Annotated in this window: 10 protein-coding genes; 7 read left to right on the top strand and 3 right to left on the bottom strand. The window is 63.3% G+C overall.

All coding sequences use genetic code 11. The features are described 5' to 3' along the window. The first annotated feature begins 580 nt into the window (after nt 1-580). The 4 genes from MGMSRV2_RS11345 to MGMSRV2_RS11330 are packed head-to-tail and all read left to right on the top strand — an operon-like array spanning nt 581 to nt 16,823. Nucleotides 581-2,233 carry a peptidase domain-containing ABC transporter gene (locus tag MGMSRV2_RS11345; protein ID WP_024080505.1) on the top strand — a complete coding sequence of 551 codons (1,653 nt, stop codon included), beginning with the start codon at nt 581-583 and terminating at the stop codon, nt 2,231-2,233. Then, nucleotides 2,230-4,425 carry a peptidase domain-containing ABC transporter gene (locus tag MGMSRV2_RS11340; protein ID WP_024080504.1) on the top strand — a complete coding sequence of 732 codons (2,196 nt, stop codon included), beginning with the start codon at nt 2,230-2,232 and terminating at the stop codon, nt 4,423-4,425. The genes MGMSRV2_RS11345 and MGMSRV2_RS11340 overlap by 4 nt, the downstream gene beginning before the upstream one ends. Before the next feature lie 21 nt (nt 4,426-4,446). Next, nucleotides 4,447-5,820 (top strand): HlyD family type I secretion periplasmic adaptor subunit, encoded by a 1,374-nt coding sequence (locus tag MGMSRV2_RS11335; RefSeq protein ID WP_024080503.1) that lies wholly within the window; start codon nt 4,447-4,449, stop codon nt 5,818-5,820. A 50-nt stretch (nt 5,821-5,870) separates the two neighbouring features. Beyond that, nucleotides 5,871-16,823 carry an ICP22 family protein gene (locus MGMSRV2_RS11330; protein ID WP_024080502.1) on the top strand — a complete coding sequence of 3,651 codons (10,953 nt, stop codon included), beginning with the start codon at nt 5,871-5,873 and terminating at the stop codon, nt 16,821-16,823. Nucleotides 16,824-16,875: 52 nt separating this feature from the next. Here MGMSRV2_RS11330 and MGMSRV2_RS11325 read toward each other — a convergent pair whose 3' ends face one another. Then, the gene (locus MGMSRV2_RS11325; protein ID WP_024080501.1) at nt 16,876-17,073 is read right to left on the bottom strand and encodes a hypothetical protein; all 198 of its coding nucleotides are present in this window, start codon (nt 17,071-17,073) and stop codon (nt 16,876-16,878) included. Between the two features lie 54 nt (nt 17,074-17,127). On the opposite strand from MGMSRV2_RS11325, the gene MGMSRV2_RS11320 reads away from it, so the two are divergent. Further along, nucleotides 17,128-18,714, top strand: coding sequence for a peptide chain release factor 3 (locus MGMSRV2_RS11320; RefSeq protein ID WP_024080500.1), 1,587 nt, complete (start codon nt 17,128-17,130; stop codon nt 18,712-18,714). A gap of 58 nt (nt 18,715-18,772) precedes the next feature. Here MGMSRV2_RS11320 and MGMSRV2_RS11315 read toward each other — a convergent pair whose 3' ends face one another. Both MGMSRV2_RS11315 and mutY read right to left on the bottom strand, forming a co-directional pair. Next, entirely contained in the window at nt 18,773-19,345 is a 573-nt protein-coding gene (locus MGMSRV2_RS11315) for a hypothetical protein (RefSeq protein ID WP_024080499.1), read from the bottom strand. Nucleotides 19,346-19,365: 20 nt separating this feature from the next. Further along, the gene (gene mutY / locus MGMSRV2_RS11310) at nt 19,366-20,430 is read right to left on the bottom strand and encodes an A/G-specific adenine glycosylase (protein ID WP_024080498.1); all 1,065 of its coding nucleotides are present in this window, start codon (nt 20,428-20,430) and stop codon (nt 19,366-19,368) included. Nucleotides 20,431-20,464: 34 nt separating this feature from the next. Between mutY and MGMSRV2_RS11305 the strand changes: the two genes are divergently transcribed. Further along, entirely contained in the window at nt 20,465-20,947 is a 483-nt protein-coding gene (locus tag MGMSRV2_RS11305) for a DUF721 domain-containing protein (protein ID WP_024080497.1), read from the top strand. A 52-nt stretch (nt 20,948-20,999) separates the two neighbouring features. Further along, nucleotides 21,000-21,602: a DsbA family protein gene (locus MGMSRV2_RS11300; protein WP_024080496.1), complete on the top strand. Its 603-nt coding sequence runs from the start codon at nt 21,000-21,002 to the stop codon at nt 21,600-21,602. Nucleotides 21,603-21,612 lie beyond the last annotated feature (10 nt).

Genomic DNA, 21,612 nt, shown 5'->3' with positions numbered 1-21,612 from the left:
ATAAGGCAGCGTCGAGAAAACAAAAAGGCCGGCAAAGTGCCGGCCTTTTCTGATGGCGGGAACCGCCCCCATTCTAACGCTTCATCTTGGTCAGAACGAAATACAGCAGTCCGCCGGTGACGACCAAGATGCTGACCAGAAAGCCCAAAGCGATGATGGCTTCATTGTCCAAGACCATGACGGTTTCCCCCTTGCACGTTGCATAGGGGCGGACCTTAGCACCTGAAATCACTGTAGGCCTTGATCTGGATCAGAGAAGGGCGGGGGCTGGGTATGTCTGTGACGGTATTCTGCCGAGATGGCTATGTTAAAAGGCATGTGTGCGGACAGGGGTATGGTTGGAGAGATTCTTAATCTTTATTCAAGGTAGCGACTGTTTGTTCATGAGCTGTTTAAGAATCAATGCGTCGACCGGAAATTAGGCACAATACGTCACAATTTGTCTGTGGAGTCCGTCTTGTGCGTCGCCTATCCTGCTAAAGTCGCAGAATCAGAAGGTTTGCCGCGGATGGGCGCGAAACACGGGCATAAGGATTTTACTCCAGGGGTTTATGATGGACTTCGGCGCGGAGGCGGCTATGTGGTCGTGGCGTCGGTGTTTCTCAATATCCTTGCCCTAGCGCTGCCCTTGGCGTTGCTCCAGATCTATGACCGCATCATCCCCAATTCTTCCCTTGGTACGCTTTTACTGTTGCTGGCCGGCGTCGTCTCGGCGGTGGTGCTGGAGGGGGTGCTGCGGGTGGCCCGAGCCGAGATCGTCGGCTGGATCGGCATTCAGTTCGAGCACACGGCCAGTTGCAAGGCCTTTGCCCATGTCTTCGACACCCCCGCCGACGAACTGGAAAAGGTCGGTCCCGGCGAATTGATCGAGCGCTTGGGCGGTTTGCCCACCGTGCGCGAGGTGTTTTCGGAAAATTGGACCCTGGTGGTCTGCGATCTGCCCTTCGTCCTGCTGTTCCTGGGGGCCATCGGTTATCTGGCCGGCTGGCTGGTGCTGGCCCCCACCGCCGTGTTGATTGGGTTTGCCGCCTTCGCCCTGCTGGGCAGCAAGGCCTCCGAGCAGGCGATCCAGGATTTCAACACCGTCCGCGATCGTCGCCAGAATTTCAGCATCGAGGTCATCCACGGCGTCCATTCGGTCAAGTCCATGGCCATGGAAGCGCAGATGATCCAGCGTTACGCCCGCTTGCAGGAAGCGGTGGCCAAGAATTCGCACCGCGTGGTCCAGGTCAGCACCAATTCCCTGGGCGTGGCCGGTGTGTTCTCGCAATTGCTGACCTTGTCGGTGGTCATTTTCGGCAGCCTGATGGTGGTGGACAACGTCCTCACCGTCGGCGGCCTGTCGGCCTGCACCTTGCTGGCGGGCCGCGCGTTGCAGCCGGTACAGAAGGCGGTGGGGCTGTGGACCCGCTGGCAGACCGCCAAGCTGATGCGGGCGCGCTTCGAGACCATCTTTCAACTGCCGTTGGAGCCCCGGGCCGAGGCGCCGGTGGTGCAGCCGATCCGGGGGCAGGTGGATTTGAAAGGCGTGGTGTTCAAGCATGCTGCCGATGCCGAGCCTTTGTTCAACGGTCTCGACCTGCATATCCGTCCGGGCGAGCGCATCGCTATCGGCGGCGATAACGGCTGCGGCAAATCGACGCTGTTGCGCATGTTGCACGGCTCCATCGCTCCGACCGAGGGCGAGATTCTACTGGACGGCATTCCCATCCAGCAGCACGAACGCGATCACCTGATGCGGTCGGACGGCATCGCCTTCATTCCTCAACGTGGCGAGTTGCTGCGCGGCACCATCTTGGAAAACCTGACCATGTTCCGTCCCGACCGCCGCAAGGAAGCCTTGCGGTTGGCCGGTGTGATGGGGCTGGACGAGGTGGTTTATCGTCTGGCCCACGGGTATCACACCCGAGTCGGCGACGGCTCCACCGACATTCTGCCGCGTGGCGTGGTCCAGCGCGTCGCCGTCATCCGTGCTTTGGTCAGCCGGCCGCGGGTGCTTTTGTTCGATGAAGCCAACGCCGCCATGGACGGCCCCGGCGACGAACGTTTGCGTCAGTACTTCGAGTCCATGTCGCGTGACACCACCCTGATCATGGTCACCCTGCGCCCCAGCATGCAGCGTCTGGCCGACAAGGTGCTGCGCATCGAAGGCGGCAAGCTGGTCAAGGCGGCGCCGCCACAGGCGCCGGTGGCCAACACCGATGTTGGCCTTGCCGGAAAGGTGATCGCATGACCGCGCCGTCGCATCATGGTGCCGCCCCCAGTTGGGATGCGCCGCCGCCGCGCTTCGACCTGAACGAAGAGCGCGCCGCCGACGGTCATCTGGGTGGGTTCGAGGCGGTCACCGATGTGGCCGCCTGCATCCTGCCGCTGTTGTCGTCGCTGGGCTGGGAAGGCGATCTGGTGCATGTGGCCGAATCGCTGCCGCATTTCGCCGACACCTTGGACCTCACCGATCTTTTGAACATCCTGGCCAATCTGGGCTATGCCAGCCGGTCGCTGGAACTGGCGCCGTCGCGCATGGATCTGCGTCTGATGCCATGCCTGTACATGGCGCCGGGCAAGATGGCCATGGTGCTGGTGCGCGAGGACGAGGAAAATCCCGGCAAGATCGTCGCTTTCGATGCCGAGCAGCGCGCCTATGTCACCGTCGAGCCGCCGAAGGTGCGCGGTCGCATCTATCGCTTCGCCCAATTGGACGAGGATGAGCGGGCCAAGCTGGAAGACGCCCCCAAGAATTTCGTCTTCGCCGTCACCAACCGCTTCAAGCCCTTGTTCGTGCGCATGCTGGCGGCGTCCCTGGTGTCGAACCTGCTGGTGCTGGTGACGCCCTTGTTCATCATGGCCATCTACGACCAGTTCCTGCCCACCGGATCGGTGCCGCTTCTGGTATCGCTGCTGGCCGGGTCGATCATCGCCATCCTGGGCGATTACGCCATCCGCGGCGTGCGCTCGCGCATGATCGCCTATATGGGGGCGCGGCTGGATCACCTGCTGGGGCTGGCCATTTTCCGCCGCCTGCTGATGCTGGCGCCGCCTTATACCGAACAAGCCAACTCCAATTCCCAGATCGCGCGCTTACGCGATTTCGAGATGGTACGCGAGTTCTTCACCGGACCGCTGGCCACCACCTTGGCCGAGGCCCCGTTCATCATCGTCTTCCTGCTGGCCATGGCTTTGTTGGGCGGCCCCTTGGTGTTCGTGCCGCTGGGGGCCTTGGTGCTGTTCACCATGATCGCCTTCGCCACCCGTCCCGTGGTCGAGCGCAAGGTCAACGCCGCCACCCGCGCCGCCTCGCGCCGACAGGAATTCCTGGTCGAGGCTCTGTCCAAGCCCCGCGCCATCAAGGAAGCCGGGGCGGCGGGCATCTGGGGTGACCGCTTCCGCACGCTGTCGGCCGATGCCGCCTTGAAAAGCCATGAATCCACCCGTGCCAACGTGGTTGTGGCCACCGCCTCGCAAGGCCTGGTGATGCTGACCGGCATCATCACCCTGGGGTGGGGCGTGGAACGGGTTCTGCTGGGCAGCATGACCGTGGGCGGCCTGATGGCGTCGATGATCGTGGTGTGGTGGATCTTGCGCCCGTTGCAGACCGGTTTCACCTTGGCGGCGCAGATCGAGCGCGTCCAGGCCTCTATCGGTCAGATCAACCGGCTGATGCAGTTGAAGCCGGAGCGTCAACTGACCCCGTCCATCCAGACCTTGCCGCAATTCAAGGGCAAGGTGACGCTGACCAATGTGTCGTTGCGCTATGCCGCCGATTCCGATCCGGCGGTGTTGGGGCTGGCGCTTCAGGCCGAGCCGGGCGAGGTGGTGGCGCTGATCGGCCCCAATGGTTCGGGTAAGTCCACCGTGCTCAAGCTGTTGCTGGGGCTGTACCGCCCGCAGACCGGCGCGGTGATGATCGATGACATCGACATCCGTCAGCTTGATCCCATCGAACTTCGCCGTCTGATCGCCTATGTGCCGCAGCAGCCCGACATGTATTTCGGTACGGTGGGGCAAAATCTGCGTCTGGCCCGGCCCGAGGCGTCGGACGAGGAATTGCGCTGGGCCTGCCAGGAAGCCGGCCTTTTGGAAGATATCCTGGAATTGCCCCGGCAGTTCGAGACCAAGCTGGGCGACGGCGCCACCGACCGCTTGCCGGCCAGTTTCCGCCAGCGGCTGTCCTTGGCGCGGGCCTATCTGAAGCGTGCCCCCATCACTCTTTTCGACGAGCCGGCGTCCAGCCTGGACTTCATGTCCGATCGCCAATTCATGAAAACCCTGGAACGCATGAAGGGTCACAGCACCGTCTTCCTGGTCACCCATCGCCCCTCTCACCTGAAACTGGCCGACAAGATCGTCGTGCTGGTGCAAGGTCAGGTGCGCATGGTCGGTCCGGCCAAGCAGGTGTTGGATCGTCTGCCGCCCAATTTCTTCTGAGCCCCCGGGAAAAAAGTCATCATGTCCGAAGCTGCCGCCCTCACCCCGACCCCATCGCCCATGGGACCGCCCAAACTGGAAAAGGCCACCCGCCAGATCCGGCATCTGGCGCAGTTCGCCATCGTCGAGGAATCGGGGATTTCGGCGGTTTCCCGCGCGGCCGTCATCATTGTTTCGGCGGTGGTCGCCGCCTTCATCGTGTGGGCCAGCTTCATGCGCATCGACGAGGTGGCGGTGACCTTCGGCACTGCCGTGCCCTCGCGCTCGGTTCAGGTGGTTCAGCATCTGGAGGGCGGCATCGTCCGCGAGATTTTGGTCGAGGACCGGGCCATGGTCGAGGCCGGTCAGGTTCTGGTGCGGCTCGATCCCATCCAGGCCAGCGCCGAATTGGAGCAGGCGCAAAGCCGCCGCGCCGGTCTGGCCATCAAGTCCGAGCGCCTGCGCGCCTTCGTCGAGAATCGCCAGCCCGATTTCAGCGGCTTCGGCGTCAAGTACGCGCCCATGATTGTCGATCAATTGGACATTCTGCGCGCCAATACCGAGCGCTGGTCGTCGCAGCGCAAGGTGTTCGAGGAACAGATCATGCAAAAGCGCGAGGAAATCCGCGCCGCGCAGAATCAGCAGCGTTCCGCCGAGGAACAACTGAAATTGGTGTCGGAAGAGGTCGGCATGCGCGAGCAGCTGTATAATTCCGGCTATTCCAGCAAGGTGGATTTCTATGCGGTGCGCCGCCAGCGCGCTGCCGTCGAAGCCGAATTGTCGCGCCTGAAGGGCCAGGAAGCCACCGCCGCCAAGGCGTTGGAGGAATTGGCCAAGCGCATCGGCGATCTGGACAACAATATCCGCCAGGACACCCTGGGCGAATTGGGCACGGTGTCCACCGAGTTGGTCCAGGTCGAGGAATCCATGAGCCGCCTGCATGATCGCGTCAATCGCCTGGAAATCGTCTCGCCGGCCAAGGGGTTCGTCCAGAATCTCAAGGCCAAGACCGTGGGCGCCGTGGTGCCCGCCGGCGGCATGTTGATGGAAATCGTTCCGGTCGATGATGAATTGCTGGTGGAAACCCGTATCAGCACCCGCGATGTCGGGCATCTGCACAGCGGCCAGAAGGTCATCATCAAGGTGGCCAGCTATGACTTCGTCCGCTTCGGCAGTGTCGAAGGCACGTTGCGCGATATCTCGGCGACCACCTATGTGGATGAGAAGGACAACCAGCCCTATTACAAGGGGTGGGTCTTGTTGCAGCATCCGTATGTGGGGACGCACGAGGGACAGAACCGCATTTTGCCCGGCATGACCGTGCAGGCGGACATCATCACCGGCGACAAGACCTTGTTGCAGTACTTGCTGAAACCGTTGCAGGCCTCGTTCTCGCAGGCGTTCCGCGAACGCTGAGTGTCGGGTACGGATGGCTTTTATAATTTGTGGGGGATGTGGAGAAAATCATGGCTGAAGACAATCTGAACCAGCCCGAGGCGCCGACCAACGAAGGCGCCGATGTATCCACCCTGGATGCCCTGCATCTGGACGGCAAAGGCACCGACCGCCTGGATGACGCCGAAGAGCAGGGTATGCCCGAGGCCAGCGCCGGAGAGAAGGAGGACGTCAAGGGCTTCGCCAACGTCCAATCCGCCAACCGCGAGACCTTCGAGAAGATGCAGGCCGGTGCGCCGCCGGAAGAAGGCGCGGTGCCGGTCGGCGATCAGGTCATCCCTGAAGTCTATACGCCGAGCGAGCCCGACAATATTGTCGAGGCCCGGTTCGAGAACCCGCAGCCGAAATTCACCCCGGAAGCGGCGGATGAAGGCGACGAAAACGACGCCCCGCCCAACCGTGAAGGTTTGCGCCCGGAAGATGCCGAGGAAGCGCCGCGCCCCACCGCCAACGGCTTGGGCGAGGACGAGGAAGACGGCGGCGACGCCCCCGTGCCGGCTGCTGCTGCCGAGGAACTGCCGCCAGAGGCTTTGCCCCCCGTGGTGCCGCCGACAATCACCCCCGATCCCGACAATCCGCCGGTGGCCCAGGCCCCCAACCTCAGTGTGGTCGCCGCCACCGGTACTGAGGACATCCCCACCAAGCTGACCATTACCGTCTCCACCGCCGATAGCGATAATGGGCCGGAAACTCTGTCGTCCATCTCGATCAGCGGCGTCCCCGATTACTTCACCATCGTCGATGGTGCCGGCAATCCGGTGGGCAGCCTCAGCGGCGGCACCTGGACTCTGACCAATCCGACCCAGGCCCAGTTGGATGACATCTATCTGAAGAATGTGGACGATGATGATGATGCCGATTTCAGCGGCACGCTCAACCTGACCGTCACCGCCACCTCGTCCGATACCGGCACCACCGCGACCTCGTCCGCTCCGCTGAGCGTCACCATCGTCGCCGTCGCCGACGCCCCCGGTCTGTCGGCGGTGGATTCCGCCGGCATGGAAAATGCCTGGATCGGCCTGGATATCAGCGTCGTCGATAAGGATGTGGGCGTCGACAATTCGGAAACCCAGACCCTTTACATCAGCGATCTGCCCGATGGCGCCAGTCTGCGCTATACCGACGGCAATGGCGTGGTGCAGACGGTGTCGCCCACCACCGTGACCGGTGATGCCAACCTGCCCGACGGCACCTATTATGTGGTGCCGGCGGATTACCGCGACAGCATCGAGGTCAAATCGGCCAGCAACGACAGCGCTGATTTCACCCTGAGCGTACGAGCCACCAGCACCGAGGATTCCAACGGCGACGTGGCAATCAGCGGTCCGGTGACCATCAACGTTGATGTCGGCGTGGTCGATCCCACCGCCACCGGCGGCACCTACAATGTCAATGAAGATGAATGGGCTGCGTTGTCGCTGTCGGCGACCATCAACGCCGATATGGCGGGTACGGGCACCGATGGTGCCGAGACGCTGAAGGTCTATCTGGAAGATGTGCCCGCCGGCGTGGTCATCCGCGACACCAATACCGGCACGCCGCTTGCCACCACCACTTATACCGATGCCGATGGTGTCAGCCATACCGGTTATGACGTCACCAGCTACATGGACGGCAACGGCAATATCACCGGCCTGCAAACCCGCTGGTCCGACGCCAATAAATCCGACGCCATCGATTTCAACCTGCGCGCGGTGGTCAACGATGTCGATCACGCCGAGCAAGACAGCGACGACGACAACAGCGCCACCTTGAACGATACCGGCACGACCATCCATTCGCTGGCCCCCGATATCGCCGATGCCACCGCCGCCGTGCGGGTGACCTTCACCCCGGTCGCCGACGCCCCCAATCTGGCAGCGGCGGCCAGCGCCATCGGCGTCGAGGACAAGTGGTTCAATCTGGGCATCACCTCGTCGCTCAACGACACCGACGGCTCGGAAAGCCTGTCGATCACCGTTACCGGCCCGGCCAACACCTTCACCCTCAACCACGGCAGCGTGGTCGATAACGGCAACGGCACCGTCACCTATACGCTTACGCCGGCGCAGCTGACCGGGTTGCAGATCAAGGGCGGCCAGGATTATGACGGCAATTTCAACCTGACCGTCACCGCCACCTCCACCGAAGGCGTGGGCGGCGATACCGAATCGGTGTCGACCACCATCGCCGTCGACGTGTTGTCGGATGCCGACAAGCCGGTGGTCAGCGTCGTCGACGCCACCCAGATCATCAACGAAGACGATTTCTATAACCTGCGCGCCGCCGTGACCGCTGATACCAGCGGCAATGCCGCCGCCGTTCAGGGCAATCTGACCGAAGCCGGCAGCGCCGATGGCGATACCGATAGCGATGGCGACGGCAAGATCGAAAGCACCGACGGGTCGGAATCCCTGACCTTCAAGATCACCGCCCAGCAGGATTCCCGTCTGGTCATCGACAATGACGGCGTTGCCGGCATCAGCGCCGGCGACACCGTCATCGACCTGAACGCGGCCAATGGGCGCACCGTCGAGGTGTCGGCCAAGGATGTCTATGACGGCAAGATTTTCGTCGGCGGCAAGGAAGACTGGGCCAGCACCGACAATACCGACACCTTGAAGTTCGACGTGGTCACCAAGTCGACGGAAGCCAATGGCGTCGCCGACGATGCCATCGACAACGACACCGATCTGGCGCGTTCGGCCACCGCCCAAAGCGATGTCGATACCCTGACCCTGAAAGTGGTGGCCCAGCACGAGGCCGATACCGCCATCAGCGCTGCCAATAGCGGCTTTGAAGACGGCCTGACCGGTCTGAGCGACAATCGCGGCGACGATGCCGGCACCGCCATCACCCTGACGCCGACCATCGAATTCAAGGATCTGGATCATTCGGAAAAGCCCACCGGCCTGGTGACCATCACCACCGACGATGCCAATTTCCTGAACGGGACCGTCTATTTGAACGGGGTGGCTCTGACTGGCAGCGCCAATGGCGACGGCACCACCACCTTCACCATCAACAGCGCCACCTTCACCCAGACCGGCGACACCTATGTGGTTCAGGGGCTGTCGTTCATGCCCAAGGATGATTACGCCGGAACCATCAAGTACGACGTGGGCATCCAGGCCTATGACGACGACACCGGCATCACCAAGACCTGGGTCAAGGAAGACGCCACCATCTCCGTCACCGCCGTGGCCGACGTCCCCGTGGTCGCCACTGTCAATACCGGCACCATGGAAAGCGCTGCCGGCGGCTCGATTCCGTTGTCTATTTCGGTGTCCAATGCCGATAACGACGGCTCCGAGGCCCAGTACGTCTATATTTCGGGTGTGCCCGCCGCCGCTGGCGCCCTGACCGTGGGGGGCGTCGCCGTCACCCCCATCAGCGCCAGTTTCGCCGTGGACGGCACCAACATCACCGCCTCCGCCGGCAACCCGGTCTACAAGGTCAATGCCGGCGATCTGGCTGATCTGCGCCTGTCGGTCAGCGGCAATTATTCCAATGACCTGAACCTGACCGTGTGGGGGGTGTCGCAGGAATCCAGTAACGGTGACGTGGCCATCAGCAGCCCGGCCAGCCTGCGGGTGGATATCGGCGTGGTCGATCCGGTGATCAGCGGCAATGCCATCAGCGGCAACGAGGACACCTATGTGTCCCTGGCCGCAATCAAGGCCAATGTGGGCGCCGCCGATGGCAGCGAGACCCTGACGGTCTATGTCGAGGATCTGAACAGCGGTTTCGGGCTGTACCAGAATGTCGGCGGCACTTATGTGGCGCTGACTACTAGCACCTATACCGATCCGTCTGGGGCCACCCATACCGGCTACAAGATTCCCGCCGGTCTGGTCGCCGCCGATGGTAGCCTGTCGGGTGTCTATATGAAGTCGAAGACCGCCAATGACGATGGCGATACCAGCTTCACCATCCGCGCGGTGGCCAACGATACCGATTCCGATGCCACCCCCACCGCCACCAACACCGCCTATGGCCAGACCTGGGCGGATACGGCGCAGACCACCCAGACCGTCACCCTGACCGTCAATGCCGTGGTCGATACCGTCACCCCCACGGCCAGCGCCGTCGGCGTGGAAGACAAGTTCGTGGCGCTCAACATCGCGGCGCCGCTGGTCGACACCGACGGCAGCGAAACGGTGACCGTCACCGTTTCCGGCCTGCCCGCCGGTCTCAGCCTGTATCAGGGCACCACCTTGCTGACCCCGGACGGCAATGGCGCCTATAGCTTCAGCAGCAACGACACCAACACGCTGAAGGCGCAATTGGCCGATCTGCGGGTCACCGGTCTGGTGGAAGACAGCAATGTCGACAGCTATGGCCCCACCACCAGCACCAATACCGGCATCGACCTCACCGACTTCACCTTGAACCTCAGCACCACCACCACCGAAGCCGCCGGCGGCAGCCAGACGGTCAACCAAGTGGTCAACGTCAAGGTTTATGGCGACGCCGATACCCCCACCCTGGTGGTGACCGAGGGCGCCACCGAAGGGGCGGCGGTCCATGTCAACGAAGACGATTGGTACAATCTGAAGGATGCCCTGACCAGCATCTCGGGCGAGGACGGCACCACCCCCACCGGGTTGGCCACCACCAGCGCCGACGGCTCGGAAGTGCTGTACTTCAAGATCACCGCCACCAATTCCTATACCCGTATCTGGATCGACGCCGATGGCGACGGCCAGAAGGGCACGTTGGCCAGCCCCGATGCCGGCGATACCTTCAAGGAACTGACCAACGGCGAAAGCATCACCGTCAGCGCCGCCGATGTGGCCGCCGGCAAGGTGCGTATCGGCGGTGACGAAAACTGGGGCAATTCCACCCTTGAGGTGAAAATTACCCCCATCGCCAAGGAAACCGATGGCGATACCGCCGGGGAAGTCAGCAACGCCAACGCGGCGCTGACGGCGTCGAACAACTTCGACAACAACGCGGCTAACGACCTGAGCCGTGCCGGTGAGGCGACCGGCGCCCAGCAATCCCTGTGGCTGCGCATTGACCCGGTGGCGGATACCACCACCATCTCCGGCACCGCCAGCGGCAACGAGGATTCCGTCGGCATCACCTTTGCCCCCACCATCAAGTTGACGGACACCGACGGTTCGGAAAGTCTGACCGGCAATGTGGAGATCCTGGTCTCCGGTACCATGGACGGGGCGCTGAAGCTGTCGGGCGTTGCCCTGACCGCCGCCGGTACCACCGATGTGGGTGGCGTCACCTACACCATCTACAACGTGCCGGTGGGGACGCTGACCTATAACGCCGGAACCTCCACCTATACGGTGGCCAATCTGAAATATGTCCCCAACGCCAATTCCGATCTGGACGTCACCTATCGGGTGCGGACCACCACCGCGGATGCCGGCAGCCCGGACAGCTACACCACCACGTCGAGCATCGGCACCATCACCGTCAAGGCGGTGGCCGACGCCCCCAGCATCAGCATTGGCGGCATGGCGGCGACGGTGGTCAGCAACACCACCACCGCCCAGACCACCATCACCGGGTCGGAAGACGGCTATATCGCCCTGGACCTGACGGCGGCGCGCATCGATACCGATGGCTCGGAAACCCTGACCGCAGCGACGTTGACCAATGTGCCGGCGGGCTGGTCGGTGGTCTATCTGGACCCCGCCGACGGTCAGTACAAGGCCTATGGCAACAGCGGCACCACCTGGACGCTGGACCTGAATAAGCTGGGCAATGTTTTCGTCCACCCGCCGCAGGATTCCGACGCCGACGCCAGCAAGATCGTCTTCAACGTCACCACCACCGAGGCCGCCACCGGCGGTCAGGTGGCGACCAAGACCGCCACCACCTCGGTGGCCTTCAATGTCGTCGTCGACGCGGTGGCCGATCAGCCCAATCTGGTGGTCAGCGACGCCCGCGTGCTGGAAGACAGCCTGGTCAAGCTGGATATCCGCCCCAGTGAAACCGATATCGACGGCTCGGAAACCCTGAGCGTCACCATCGGCAACGCCAATGGCGGCAGCTTCTGGCTGAAGAATGCCAACGGCACCTACACCGAGTACGATGCCGGTCACAATAATGCTGGCACCTGGACCTTCAGTGAAGCCGAGTTGAAGAACCTGTATTTCAAGCCGGCGGCCAATTCCAACGTCGACGTGGCGCTTCAGGTCAACGCGGTGTCCACCGACGGCACCAGCACCGCCACCCGCACCGCCACCATCAACGTGGTGGTCACCGGCGTCGCCGATCCGTCCAACGTGACGTGGGTGGACGCGGAACAGAAATACATCGCCCAGGCCAACGGCACCGAGGGCAATGTCATCCATCCGCATCTGGAAACCTATGTCAGCGTCGATACCGACGGCTCGGAAAGCCTGAGCGTGGTCATCTCCGGCGTGCCCGCCGGCGTGACCGTGACCTTGGATGGCGTCAGCACCGATCAGCTCAAATATATCGGTAACGGCAAATGGTCGGTGGCGCCCGATTACGTGGACAATGTCCGTCTGATCGCGCCGACCAATTATTCCGGTACCTTCGACCTGTCGGTCAGCCTGATCACCACCGAAAACGACGGTGATTATGAAAAGGTCGACGCCACCTTGCGTGTCACCGTCGCCCCCGACGCCGACCTGCCCACCGGCAGCATCGGTGGTAGCGGCAATGAAGATGCCGGCGTCGTCAATATCAGCCTGACCGCCAATGTCGCCGACATGGGCGACGGCATCACCGGATACGGCAATGGCGGCATCGAAAGCATCGCCAGCATCACCAATGTGGTGGTCGATGTCGATCTGCTGGTCGACACCTTGCTGGCCAAGGCGGCGGCCGATGCCGGCACCAGCGTCGCCAATCTGCCGCCTGCCACGGTGGCCGGAATCCTCGACGACGTCACCGTCACCTATGGCGGCAACACCTATACGGCCCAGGCCGATGGCTCGGGCAATTATCAGATCACCGTGCCGTCCGTCACCGTCACCCCCGGCCAGACCAGCGTCACGGTCTCGGGGCTGGCCCTGCACGGCGTGCCCGCCAATTGGGCCAAGGATTTCAACATCAAGATGACGGTGACCGCTCAGGACGGCGCCGATACCCAGGCGCGCGATATCAGCGGCAAGGTGGTGGTCAAGGCGGTGGCCGATGAACCCAATCTGGTCATCGACGCCGATACCGACGCAACGCCGCTGGTGCATGATTACGTCAACGGCACCATGGTCGTGGGCGGCCACACCATCACCACGCACGAGGTAACCCTGACCGGCGATATCAGCGTCGCCGACACCGCCCTTTACAGCGGCGACAATTCGGAAAGTCTGTACCTGAAGATCAGCGGCGTGCCCAACGGCGTGTCGGTGGAAGGCGGCATCAACAACGGCGACGGGTCGTGGACCGTGCCGGGCGGCACCGAGATCGCCAGCATCAAGCTGGTGGCGACCTCGCTTTACAGCCGTACCGACGCCAATGGCGACAACATCGCCGACGACGTCACCTTGACCATCAAGGCGGTGGTTACCGACGTCGATCCCGATGGCGGTTCCGACACCGAGGACGGTTCGGTCAGCGTCGTCGTCAATTTCGGTGATTTCGGCGGGTCCGGCGGCAGCGAGAACTTGCCGCCCATCCCCACCGGCGACATCACCGGCACCATTACCGGCACCGAGGATGGTGCGGTCGCCCTGTCGCAGTTGAAGCCTTTGATCAGTGTCGTCGACGGCAACGGCGACCCGCTGACCGTGGGCGCCAACGGCGTGGCCAGTGATGGCTCCACCGTCAGCGTCGCCCTGGTGGTGCCCAAGGGCTGGAGCATTTCCGGCTCGGGCTATTACCAGATCGACGCGGTCGATACCGATGCCAATGGCAGCGCCGATACCTTCACCTATTCGGTGCCGTACAGCGCCCTGGGCAGTGTCACCCTGACCCCGCCCAAGGATTTCGCCGGCGATACCAATGCGCTTCAGGCCCGGGTGGTGGTGACCACCGCCGATGGCCGCTATGACACCGCCTCGGCGGCGTTGCAGGCGGTGCCGGTCAAGATCACCCCGGTGGTCGATGGCCCCTCGGTTCAGGGCAATATCGATCATGTGGCCGAGGATGGCGCCGATGCCGGCATCACGCTGACCATCACCGATATCGACATCGATAATTCGGAAAGCCTGAATTCCAACGTCATCAAGATTCGCATCGCCGACGAAGGCGGCAAGGTGACGGGGGAACTGACCGCCGACGGTAGCGGCGGCTTCACCATGAGCGCAGGGGTGCACGGCAGCGGCTATACCGAATATACCGTCACCGTGACCGATACCTCGTTGTTCAACAGCTCGGGCATCGTCTTGAGCGGTCTGCACTTCAACCCCGCCAACGACTATTCCGGCACGGTCGGCTTGCAAGTGCTGGTCGAGGTCAAGGATCAGGTCACCGTCGATGGCGGTGCCACCACCCTGACCGACGTCCAGACCAAGACCTCGCATTTCCAGATCGTGGTGGATGCGGTGGTGGACGACAGCGTCTTCACCCCCGGCGTCAATGCCGGCATCGAGGACCAGTCGGGCGGCATCGCGCTCAACATGGAAATCCAGCATTCCGACGTCATCGCCGCCGGCACCGACTGGAGCACCGAGACCATGTCGGTGATCATCAGCGGCGTGCCCACCGGCGCCTCGCTGACCGGCGCCTATAACAACGGCAACGGCACCTGGACGGTGAAGGACAGTTCGCTTTCCTTCAACACCAGCACCGGCAAGTGGGAATTGCAGGGCGTCAAGTTCGTTCCGGCCCAGGACAATTCCGCCGACGCCAACCTGACCGTGACCACCTTCGCCAAGGAAGCCGGCACCAACACCTGGGTCGAGGACAGCTCGGCACCGTTCACCGTCGTGGTGGCGGCCCGCGCCGACGGCGCCACCGTCAATCCGCAGAATGTCAGCGGTACCGAAGACGTGTTGCTGGCCCTGGATTTGGGCGTCCAGGTTCTCGACGCTTCGGAAACGGCGATCATCACCATCACCGGCGTGCCGTTGCAAAACGGCATCACCGATGCCGCCGGCAATGCGGTGGGCACCTGGACCCAGACCGGCTCCACCTGGACGGTGACGGTTTCCGCCACCGAAGTGCGCAGCCTGGACCTGCTGGGCAGCGGCAAGCTGTACTTCGACGGAGCCACCCATGTGGCCGGCACCTGGACCATGGGCGTGTCGGTGGTTTCGGTCGATGACGACGCCGATTCCTTCAATGCCGGTACCGGTACCTATGGCGACACGGTGCGCAACACCGATACCAGCGCCAGCTCGGGTTCGTTCGCCTTCACCGTCACCCTGGTCGCCGATGCCGATGCGCCGACCCTGAATGTGACGGCCAACACGGTGAGCGGCAACGAAGACACCGCCATCACCCTTAACATCGCCGATGCGCGTGTCGATACCGACGGCTCGGAAACCCTGTCGCTGACCATTGCCGGGGCACCGGCGGGGACCAAGTTCCTGGCCACCACCAACGGCACCACCTGGACCGAGCACACGGTCAACACCGAAGGCGGGTCGGTGACCATTTCCGGCACCTTGACCAATGTGAAGATGGTGCCGCCCGCCGATTACAATGGCACCGTCAATCTGAGCCTGACCGCCACCGCCACCGAAGCCAATGGCGACACGGCGTCCACCAGCCAGAACCTTGCGGTCACTGTGGTGGCGGTCAACGATGCCCCCACTCTGGCCCTGTCCGGTGTCGCCGGCCTGGGTATCGCGGCGGGGGCGCACAACGCCGCCATGCATCTGATGCACGATGCCAGCGTGCTGATCAGCGACGTGGACGGCACCGCCTTGCAATCGATGTCGCTGCATATCAGCGGCGCCAAGGCCGGCGATGCCTTGGGCCTGAGCGGGGTTAGCCCGGCTTTCGACGGCTCGGGCAACATGACGGTGAGCGTCAACGGCAAGACCTTCACCGTCACTTACAACGACAGTACCGACACCCTGACCTTCAGCAATCCGGCGGCGTCGTTCGCCGATTATCAGGCCATCGTCAACACCCACGTCATCTTCACCAGTTCGACCGGCACTTTGCTGGACGGAATGCGCAACGTCGACGTGACGGTGACCGACAGCACGGGCGGGGTTTCCGGCTCGCTGTCCATTCCGGTGACGGTGGACGAGGCGGGCAGCGCCACTCCGACCACGGTCAGCGGCGATGCCCTGGGCAGCGTCTATTTCGGCGATGACGGCGCCCATCTCAACGGTACCATCCCGGTCACCGCCGGGTTGGATATCGCCGATGGCGCCAGCATCAACCAGATGACGGTGACCTTGGATGGCCTGACCGGGGACTCGCTGGCGCTTAGCGGCATGACCGTCAGCGTCAACGAAGCCGGCTTGCTGGAAGTGTCGGGCAACGGCATCACCAGCGGCATCACCGTCAGCTTCGACAGCGGTAGCAACGCGCTGATCTTCTCGGGATCGGGCTCGGCGACGGATTACGAAACCATCGCCGACAGCATCATCCTGTCCAGTGAAGACGGTACCTTGGATGCGGGCAGCCGCGACATCACCGTCGCCCTGTCCGATGGCAGCACCAGCACCTTCACCACCAACCTCAGCAGTAATCTGGCGTTGGAAGGCGAGGCAGCGGGTGAAGTGCATTGGAACTCGGACGGCAGCGCCGTGGTTGATGACACCATGATCGTGCCGTGGGGCTATGATGGCAGCCTGGATGGCGGCAGCAACGGCATCGACGCGTTGATGGTGCAGTACAACAACGGCTCCGCCGACAGCTTCGACTGGACCTTCACCGTGGTGGACGGCGGCGACATCCTGGCCACCGCCGCCGACGATGCCAGCAAGTCGTTCATCGTCGACATCCAAAGCGGCACGGCCAATGTCAGCGAAGACCAGAACTCGGTGGTGTTCAGCACCGACGCCGACGGTCAGATCGTCTTCCAGGACGCGCTCAACAACACCTCGTCCACCATGCATTTCGACAATATCGAACGCTTGTTGGGGTAGGGCGTTGATTTAGAAATGGCCGCCTTCGGTACCGAAGGCGGCCATTTTCTTTTCAATCATAGAAGCCGTCGGGCGGGCGCATCATGGTTTCGCCGCCCGATAATTGGCGGGCCAGTTGGGCCGCCTCCTCGCAATCGGTCACGTAAGAGCGGATGGCGGCCAGCGCGCACTCTTCCGGGCTGCGGCCCTGCCTGCGGGCAACGATGGTCAGGCGGTTTTCCAGATCGCGGTCGAGCTTCAGGTCCAACATGGCGGGCTCCGTCAATTTCCTTGATTTATAGCGCCGTTCGGGACAAAAACCCGCATGACTTCACTTGCTCAAGAAACGGCCCTGCGCCGCACCTTCGCCATCATTTCCCACCCCGACGCCGGTAAGACGACGTTGACGGAAAAGCTTTTGATGTTCGGCGGCGCCATTCAGATGGCCGGGGCCGTGCGCGCGCGCGGCGAACAGCGGCGTACCCGCTCGGACTGGATGGCCATCGAGAAAGAGCGCGGCATCTCGGTGTCGGCCTCGGTGATGAGCTTCGAGCACGAGGGATTGTCCTATAATCTGCTGGACACGCCCGGCCACGAAGACTTTTCCGAGGATACTTACCGCACCCTGACCGCCGTCGATTCGGCGGTTATGGTGCTGGACGCGGCCAAGGGCATCGAAACCCAGACCTTGAAGCTGTTCGAAGTCTGCCGCATGCGCGACATGCCCATCGTCACCTTCATCAACAAGGTGGACCGCGAGGGGCGCGAGCCCATCGACCTGCTGGACGAGGTGGAAAAGACCCTGGCCCTCGACGTGGTGCCGGTGACCTGGCCCATCGGCATGGGCCGCGACTTGAAGGGCGTCTATGATCTGGTCAACGACCGCGTCATCATGTTCGACCCCGGTCGCGGCGATCACATCGCCGAGATGGCGGTGGACGCCCCCCTGGACAGCCCCAAGCTGGACGAAGCGGTGGGGGCCGCCGCCGCCGCCCGCCTGCGCGACGAGGTGGAACTGGTCCGGGGCGGCTATCCCGAATTCGATCTGGAAAGTTTCCGCGCCGGGCACATGACCCCGGTGTTCTTCGGCTCGGCCTTGAAGACCTTTGGCGTCGCCGAATTGCTGCGCGGCATCGGCCGGTTGGCGCCCAGCCCGCTGGCGCGCAAGACCGACAAGCGGCTGGTGGAGCCGACCGAGGACAAGGTGGCCGGCTTCGTCTTCAAGATCCAAGCCAACATGGACCCCAACCACCGCGACCGCATCGCCTTTTTCCGCATCTGTTCGGGCCGCTTCAAGCGCGGCATGAAGGTCAAGCATGTGCGTTCGGGCAAGTTGATGGCTTTGGTCAACCCAGTGTTCTTCCTGGCGCAAAGTCGTGAACTGGCGGAAGAGGCCTTCCCCGGCGACATCATGGGCATCCCCAACCACGGCCAGTTGCGCATCGGCGACACCCTGTCGGAAGCCGAGGACATGAACTTCCTGGGCATTCCCACCTTCGCCCCGGAAGTGCTGCGCCGCGTCCGCCTGGATGACCCGATGAAGGCCAAGCAATTGAAGAAGGCCCTGGACGATCTGGCGGAAGAGGGGGTTTCCCAGGTGTTCAAGCCCGTCGACGGCTCGACCTGGATCGTCGGCGTCGTCGGGCCGTTGCAGTTCGACGTGTTGACCACCCGCATCGAATCCGAATACGGCATCAAGGCCGGGTTCGAGGATGGCGGTTTCGTCACCGCCCGCTGGGTCAGTTGCGACGATGCCAAGGAAATGGACCGTTTCGCCCTGGCCCACAAGACCAACATGGCCGAGGACCGCGAAGGCGCCGCCGTCTATCTGGCCCGCAACACCTGGCAATTGGGTCGGGCGCAGCAGGATTTCCCCGCCATCCGCTTCACCGCCACGCGCGAGCAACATTGATGGATACTCGGGGAAAAGTCCTTCGGCTTCGCCTCAGTGTACTTTTCCCCGGGTACCATTATGGACAGGGATGACGGCTGTCGCGGGTGTCGCACAGGCTGACATTGTGGATGAAGGCGCTCCACTGCCGCAGCATGTCGGGCGGAAAGGCCGGCGTGTCGCGCGGGCCGAAGGGGGCGCCGCGCCATTGCCGCTGGACCGCGTAAAGCGCGTCCTTGCCCTGGATGGCGGTGACCAGGACGAAGCCGCCCTGGCCCGAGGCCTTGCCCTTGGAACAGGTGACCGAGACGCTGGCCATGGGATAGCCGTTGACCGGCTTTTCGTTGACGGCGCTGGGGCCGGCGGCTTCGCAGGCGTCGCGGGTGTACTGGACGATACTGTCGGCGAACTGCCGTGCCGTCTGCCCTGATTTGGGATAAATCTGCACGGTCAGGATTTCGGTCCACGATTTTTCGTCCTGGCCGGGCGGATACAGCCGGGTCACCACCATCTTGTCCGTACGCGACAATTGCACCGGCTGCCAACCGGTGGGCGGGGCCAGCAACAGCCGTTCGCCGGCGGGGGTATGATCGGCGGCCAGGGCCGGGGCGGCGGCGAGGCCAAGCAAGCAGACCAGAATGCAGGCGCGCATGGTTGGTTTCCTCCTTTTTCTCAATAGGCCTTGGCCAGGGCATGTTTGACCACTTTGACCATGACGCTGGGCAAGGCGTGGTCGGACAGCTTGTCCAAGGCCACCCACAGACCCAGCGGCGTGGCGTTGGCGCTGGCCTTGCCGGCGACGAGGCGCAATTCCAGATGAAAATGGGTGAAGGTGTGGCGCACCAGCCCCGGCAGCGGGCGCCATTGGGCGGCGACCGGCTGATGGGCGGCCAGTTCGGCCATGTCCCACGGGGTGTCGTCGCGCCACGGCGTCGACGGGATTTCCATCATGCCGCCCAGCAATCCTTGGGGCGGGCGGCGGCGGATCAGCACGGCGCCGTCCTTGCGCGCGGTCCAATAGGCGATGCCGTGACGGGTCGGGCGCTCCGGCTTGGCCAGTTTGGCCGGCAATTGCGCCTCGATGCCCTGACGGCGGCCCTGGCATTCGTTCATCCACGGGCAGATGCCGCAAGCCGGATTGCGCGGTGAACAGATGGTGGCGCCCAGATCCATCACCGCCTGGGCATAATCGCCCGGGCGCATGTCCGGGGTCAGGTGTGCCGCCAGCGCTTTCAATCGCCCCTTGGCCGCCGGCAACGGCTCGGTGACCGCGAACAGGCGGGCCATCACCCGTTCGACGTTGCCGTCCACCACCACGGCGCGCTTGCCGAAAGCGATGGCGGTGATGGCGGCGGCGGTGTAGTCGCCCACGCCGGGCAGCTTGCGCAACGCCTCTTCGTCATCGGGGAACTGGCCGCCGCGCCACTGGGCCACCATCTTGGCGCAGGCGTGCAGGTTGCGGGCGCGGGCATAATAGCCCAGGCCGGCCCAGGCATGCATGACATCGTCGGTGGGGGCGGTGGCCAGTTGGGCGATTGTCGGCCAGCGCTCAATGAAACGCAGGAAATAGGGGGTCACCGCCGCCACCGTGGTCTGCTGCAACATCACTTCCGACAGCCAGACATGGTAGGGATCGGGGCGTTCGTTGCCCTTTTTCCGCCACGGCAAGGCGCGTCCGGCCCGGTCGTACCAGGCAAGCAGGGAACGGGCCAGGGCGGATGGATCACACACGGACATGGCGGCACCTTAGCGGCTGGATTATCCTAGGTCCATGAGTGACGAGAAGACAAAGGACAATCGCCGTTACGGCATGGTGCAGGTGGGCATCCCGGTGGGATCGCTGACCAAGCCGATCTTTGGCCGTCACGGCTTTGCCGGCGGTGCCATGATCGTCGACTGGCCGGCCATCGTCGGTGCCGCGGTGGCCACCTATACCCTGCCCATCCGCGTGCGCTTCCCGCCCAACGAACGCACCGGCGGCACCTTGGAGATCAAGGTGGCCAATTCGGCTTTCGCCACCGAGTTGCAGCACCTGGAACCGCTGATCCTGGAACGGATCAACGGCTATTTCGGCTGGGCGGCGGTGGCCCGGCTGAAGTTCCGCCACGGCCCGCTGCCCAAGCGGCCAGCCGCGCCACCGCCGCCGGCGGCACAGGTTTCCGACCGTCACGTGCCGGCGCTCGATCGGGTGGAAGACCCGGATTTGCGGGCGGCGCTGGAGCGCCTGGGCCGTCATCTGGGCGGGAAGCCTTGAACGGCGGGAGATCGGCGCCTAATATCCGGCCATCTTTCCATGGAGGTAGGCCGTGAAGGTTCTTGCTTGGTTGTGCGCTGCCCTGGTCGCCCTGTCCGCCCCCGCCGTTTCGGCCGCCGGCAAGGACGACAGCTTCCCCATCGACCGGGTGCTGGGCAAGGCCGATGCCCCCATCACCATCATCGAATACGCCTCGACCACCTGCGGCCATTGCGCCACCTTCCACAAGGGGACGCTGCCCGAGGTGAAGAAGAACTGGATCGACACCGGCAAGGCCAAGCTGGTCTACCGCGATTTCCCCACCGGTCCCGCCGGCTTGTCCATCGGCGCCTCGATGATCGCCCATTGCGCCGGGCCCGAGCGTTATTTCGGCGTTCTCGGCCTGATCATGGATCAGCAGGACAAGTGGCTGGGCTCGAAAGACCCGCTGGATGCCTTGAAGAAGACCGTGCGTCTGGCCGGCCTGACCGGCGAGGACGTGGATGCCTGCCTGCAACGCCAGGATCTGTTCCAGGGCATTCAGACCCGGGCCGAACATGGGCACGAGCAGTTCAAGATCGATTCCACCCCGTCCTTCGTCGTCAACGGCAAGCTGGTGGTGGGCGCCAAGTCCTATGAGGATTTCAACAAGATTCTGACGGAAGCCGGCAAGTAAGCCGCGGCGC

Origin of the sequence: Magnetospirillum gryphiswaldense MSR-1 v2, from assembly GCF_000513295.1 — a bacterium.
In the GTDB taxonomy this organism is placed as follows: domain Bacteria; phylum Pseudomonadota; class Alphaproteobacteria; order Rhodospirillales; family Magnetospirillaceae; genus Magnetospirillum; species Magnetospirillum gryphiswaldense.
The sequence above is the reverse complement of the archived record's forward strand: the minus strand, read 5'-3'. Positions and strand labels throughout refer to the sequence as shown.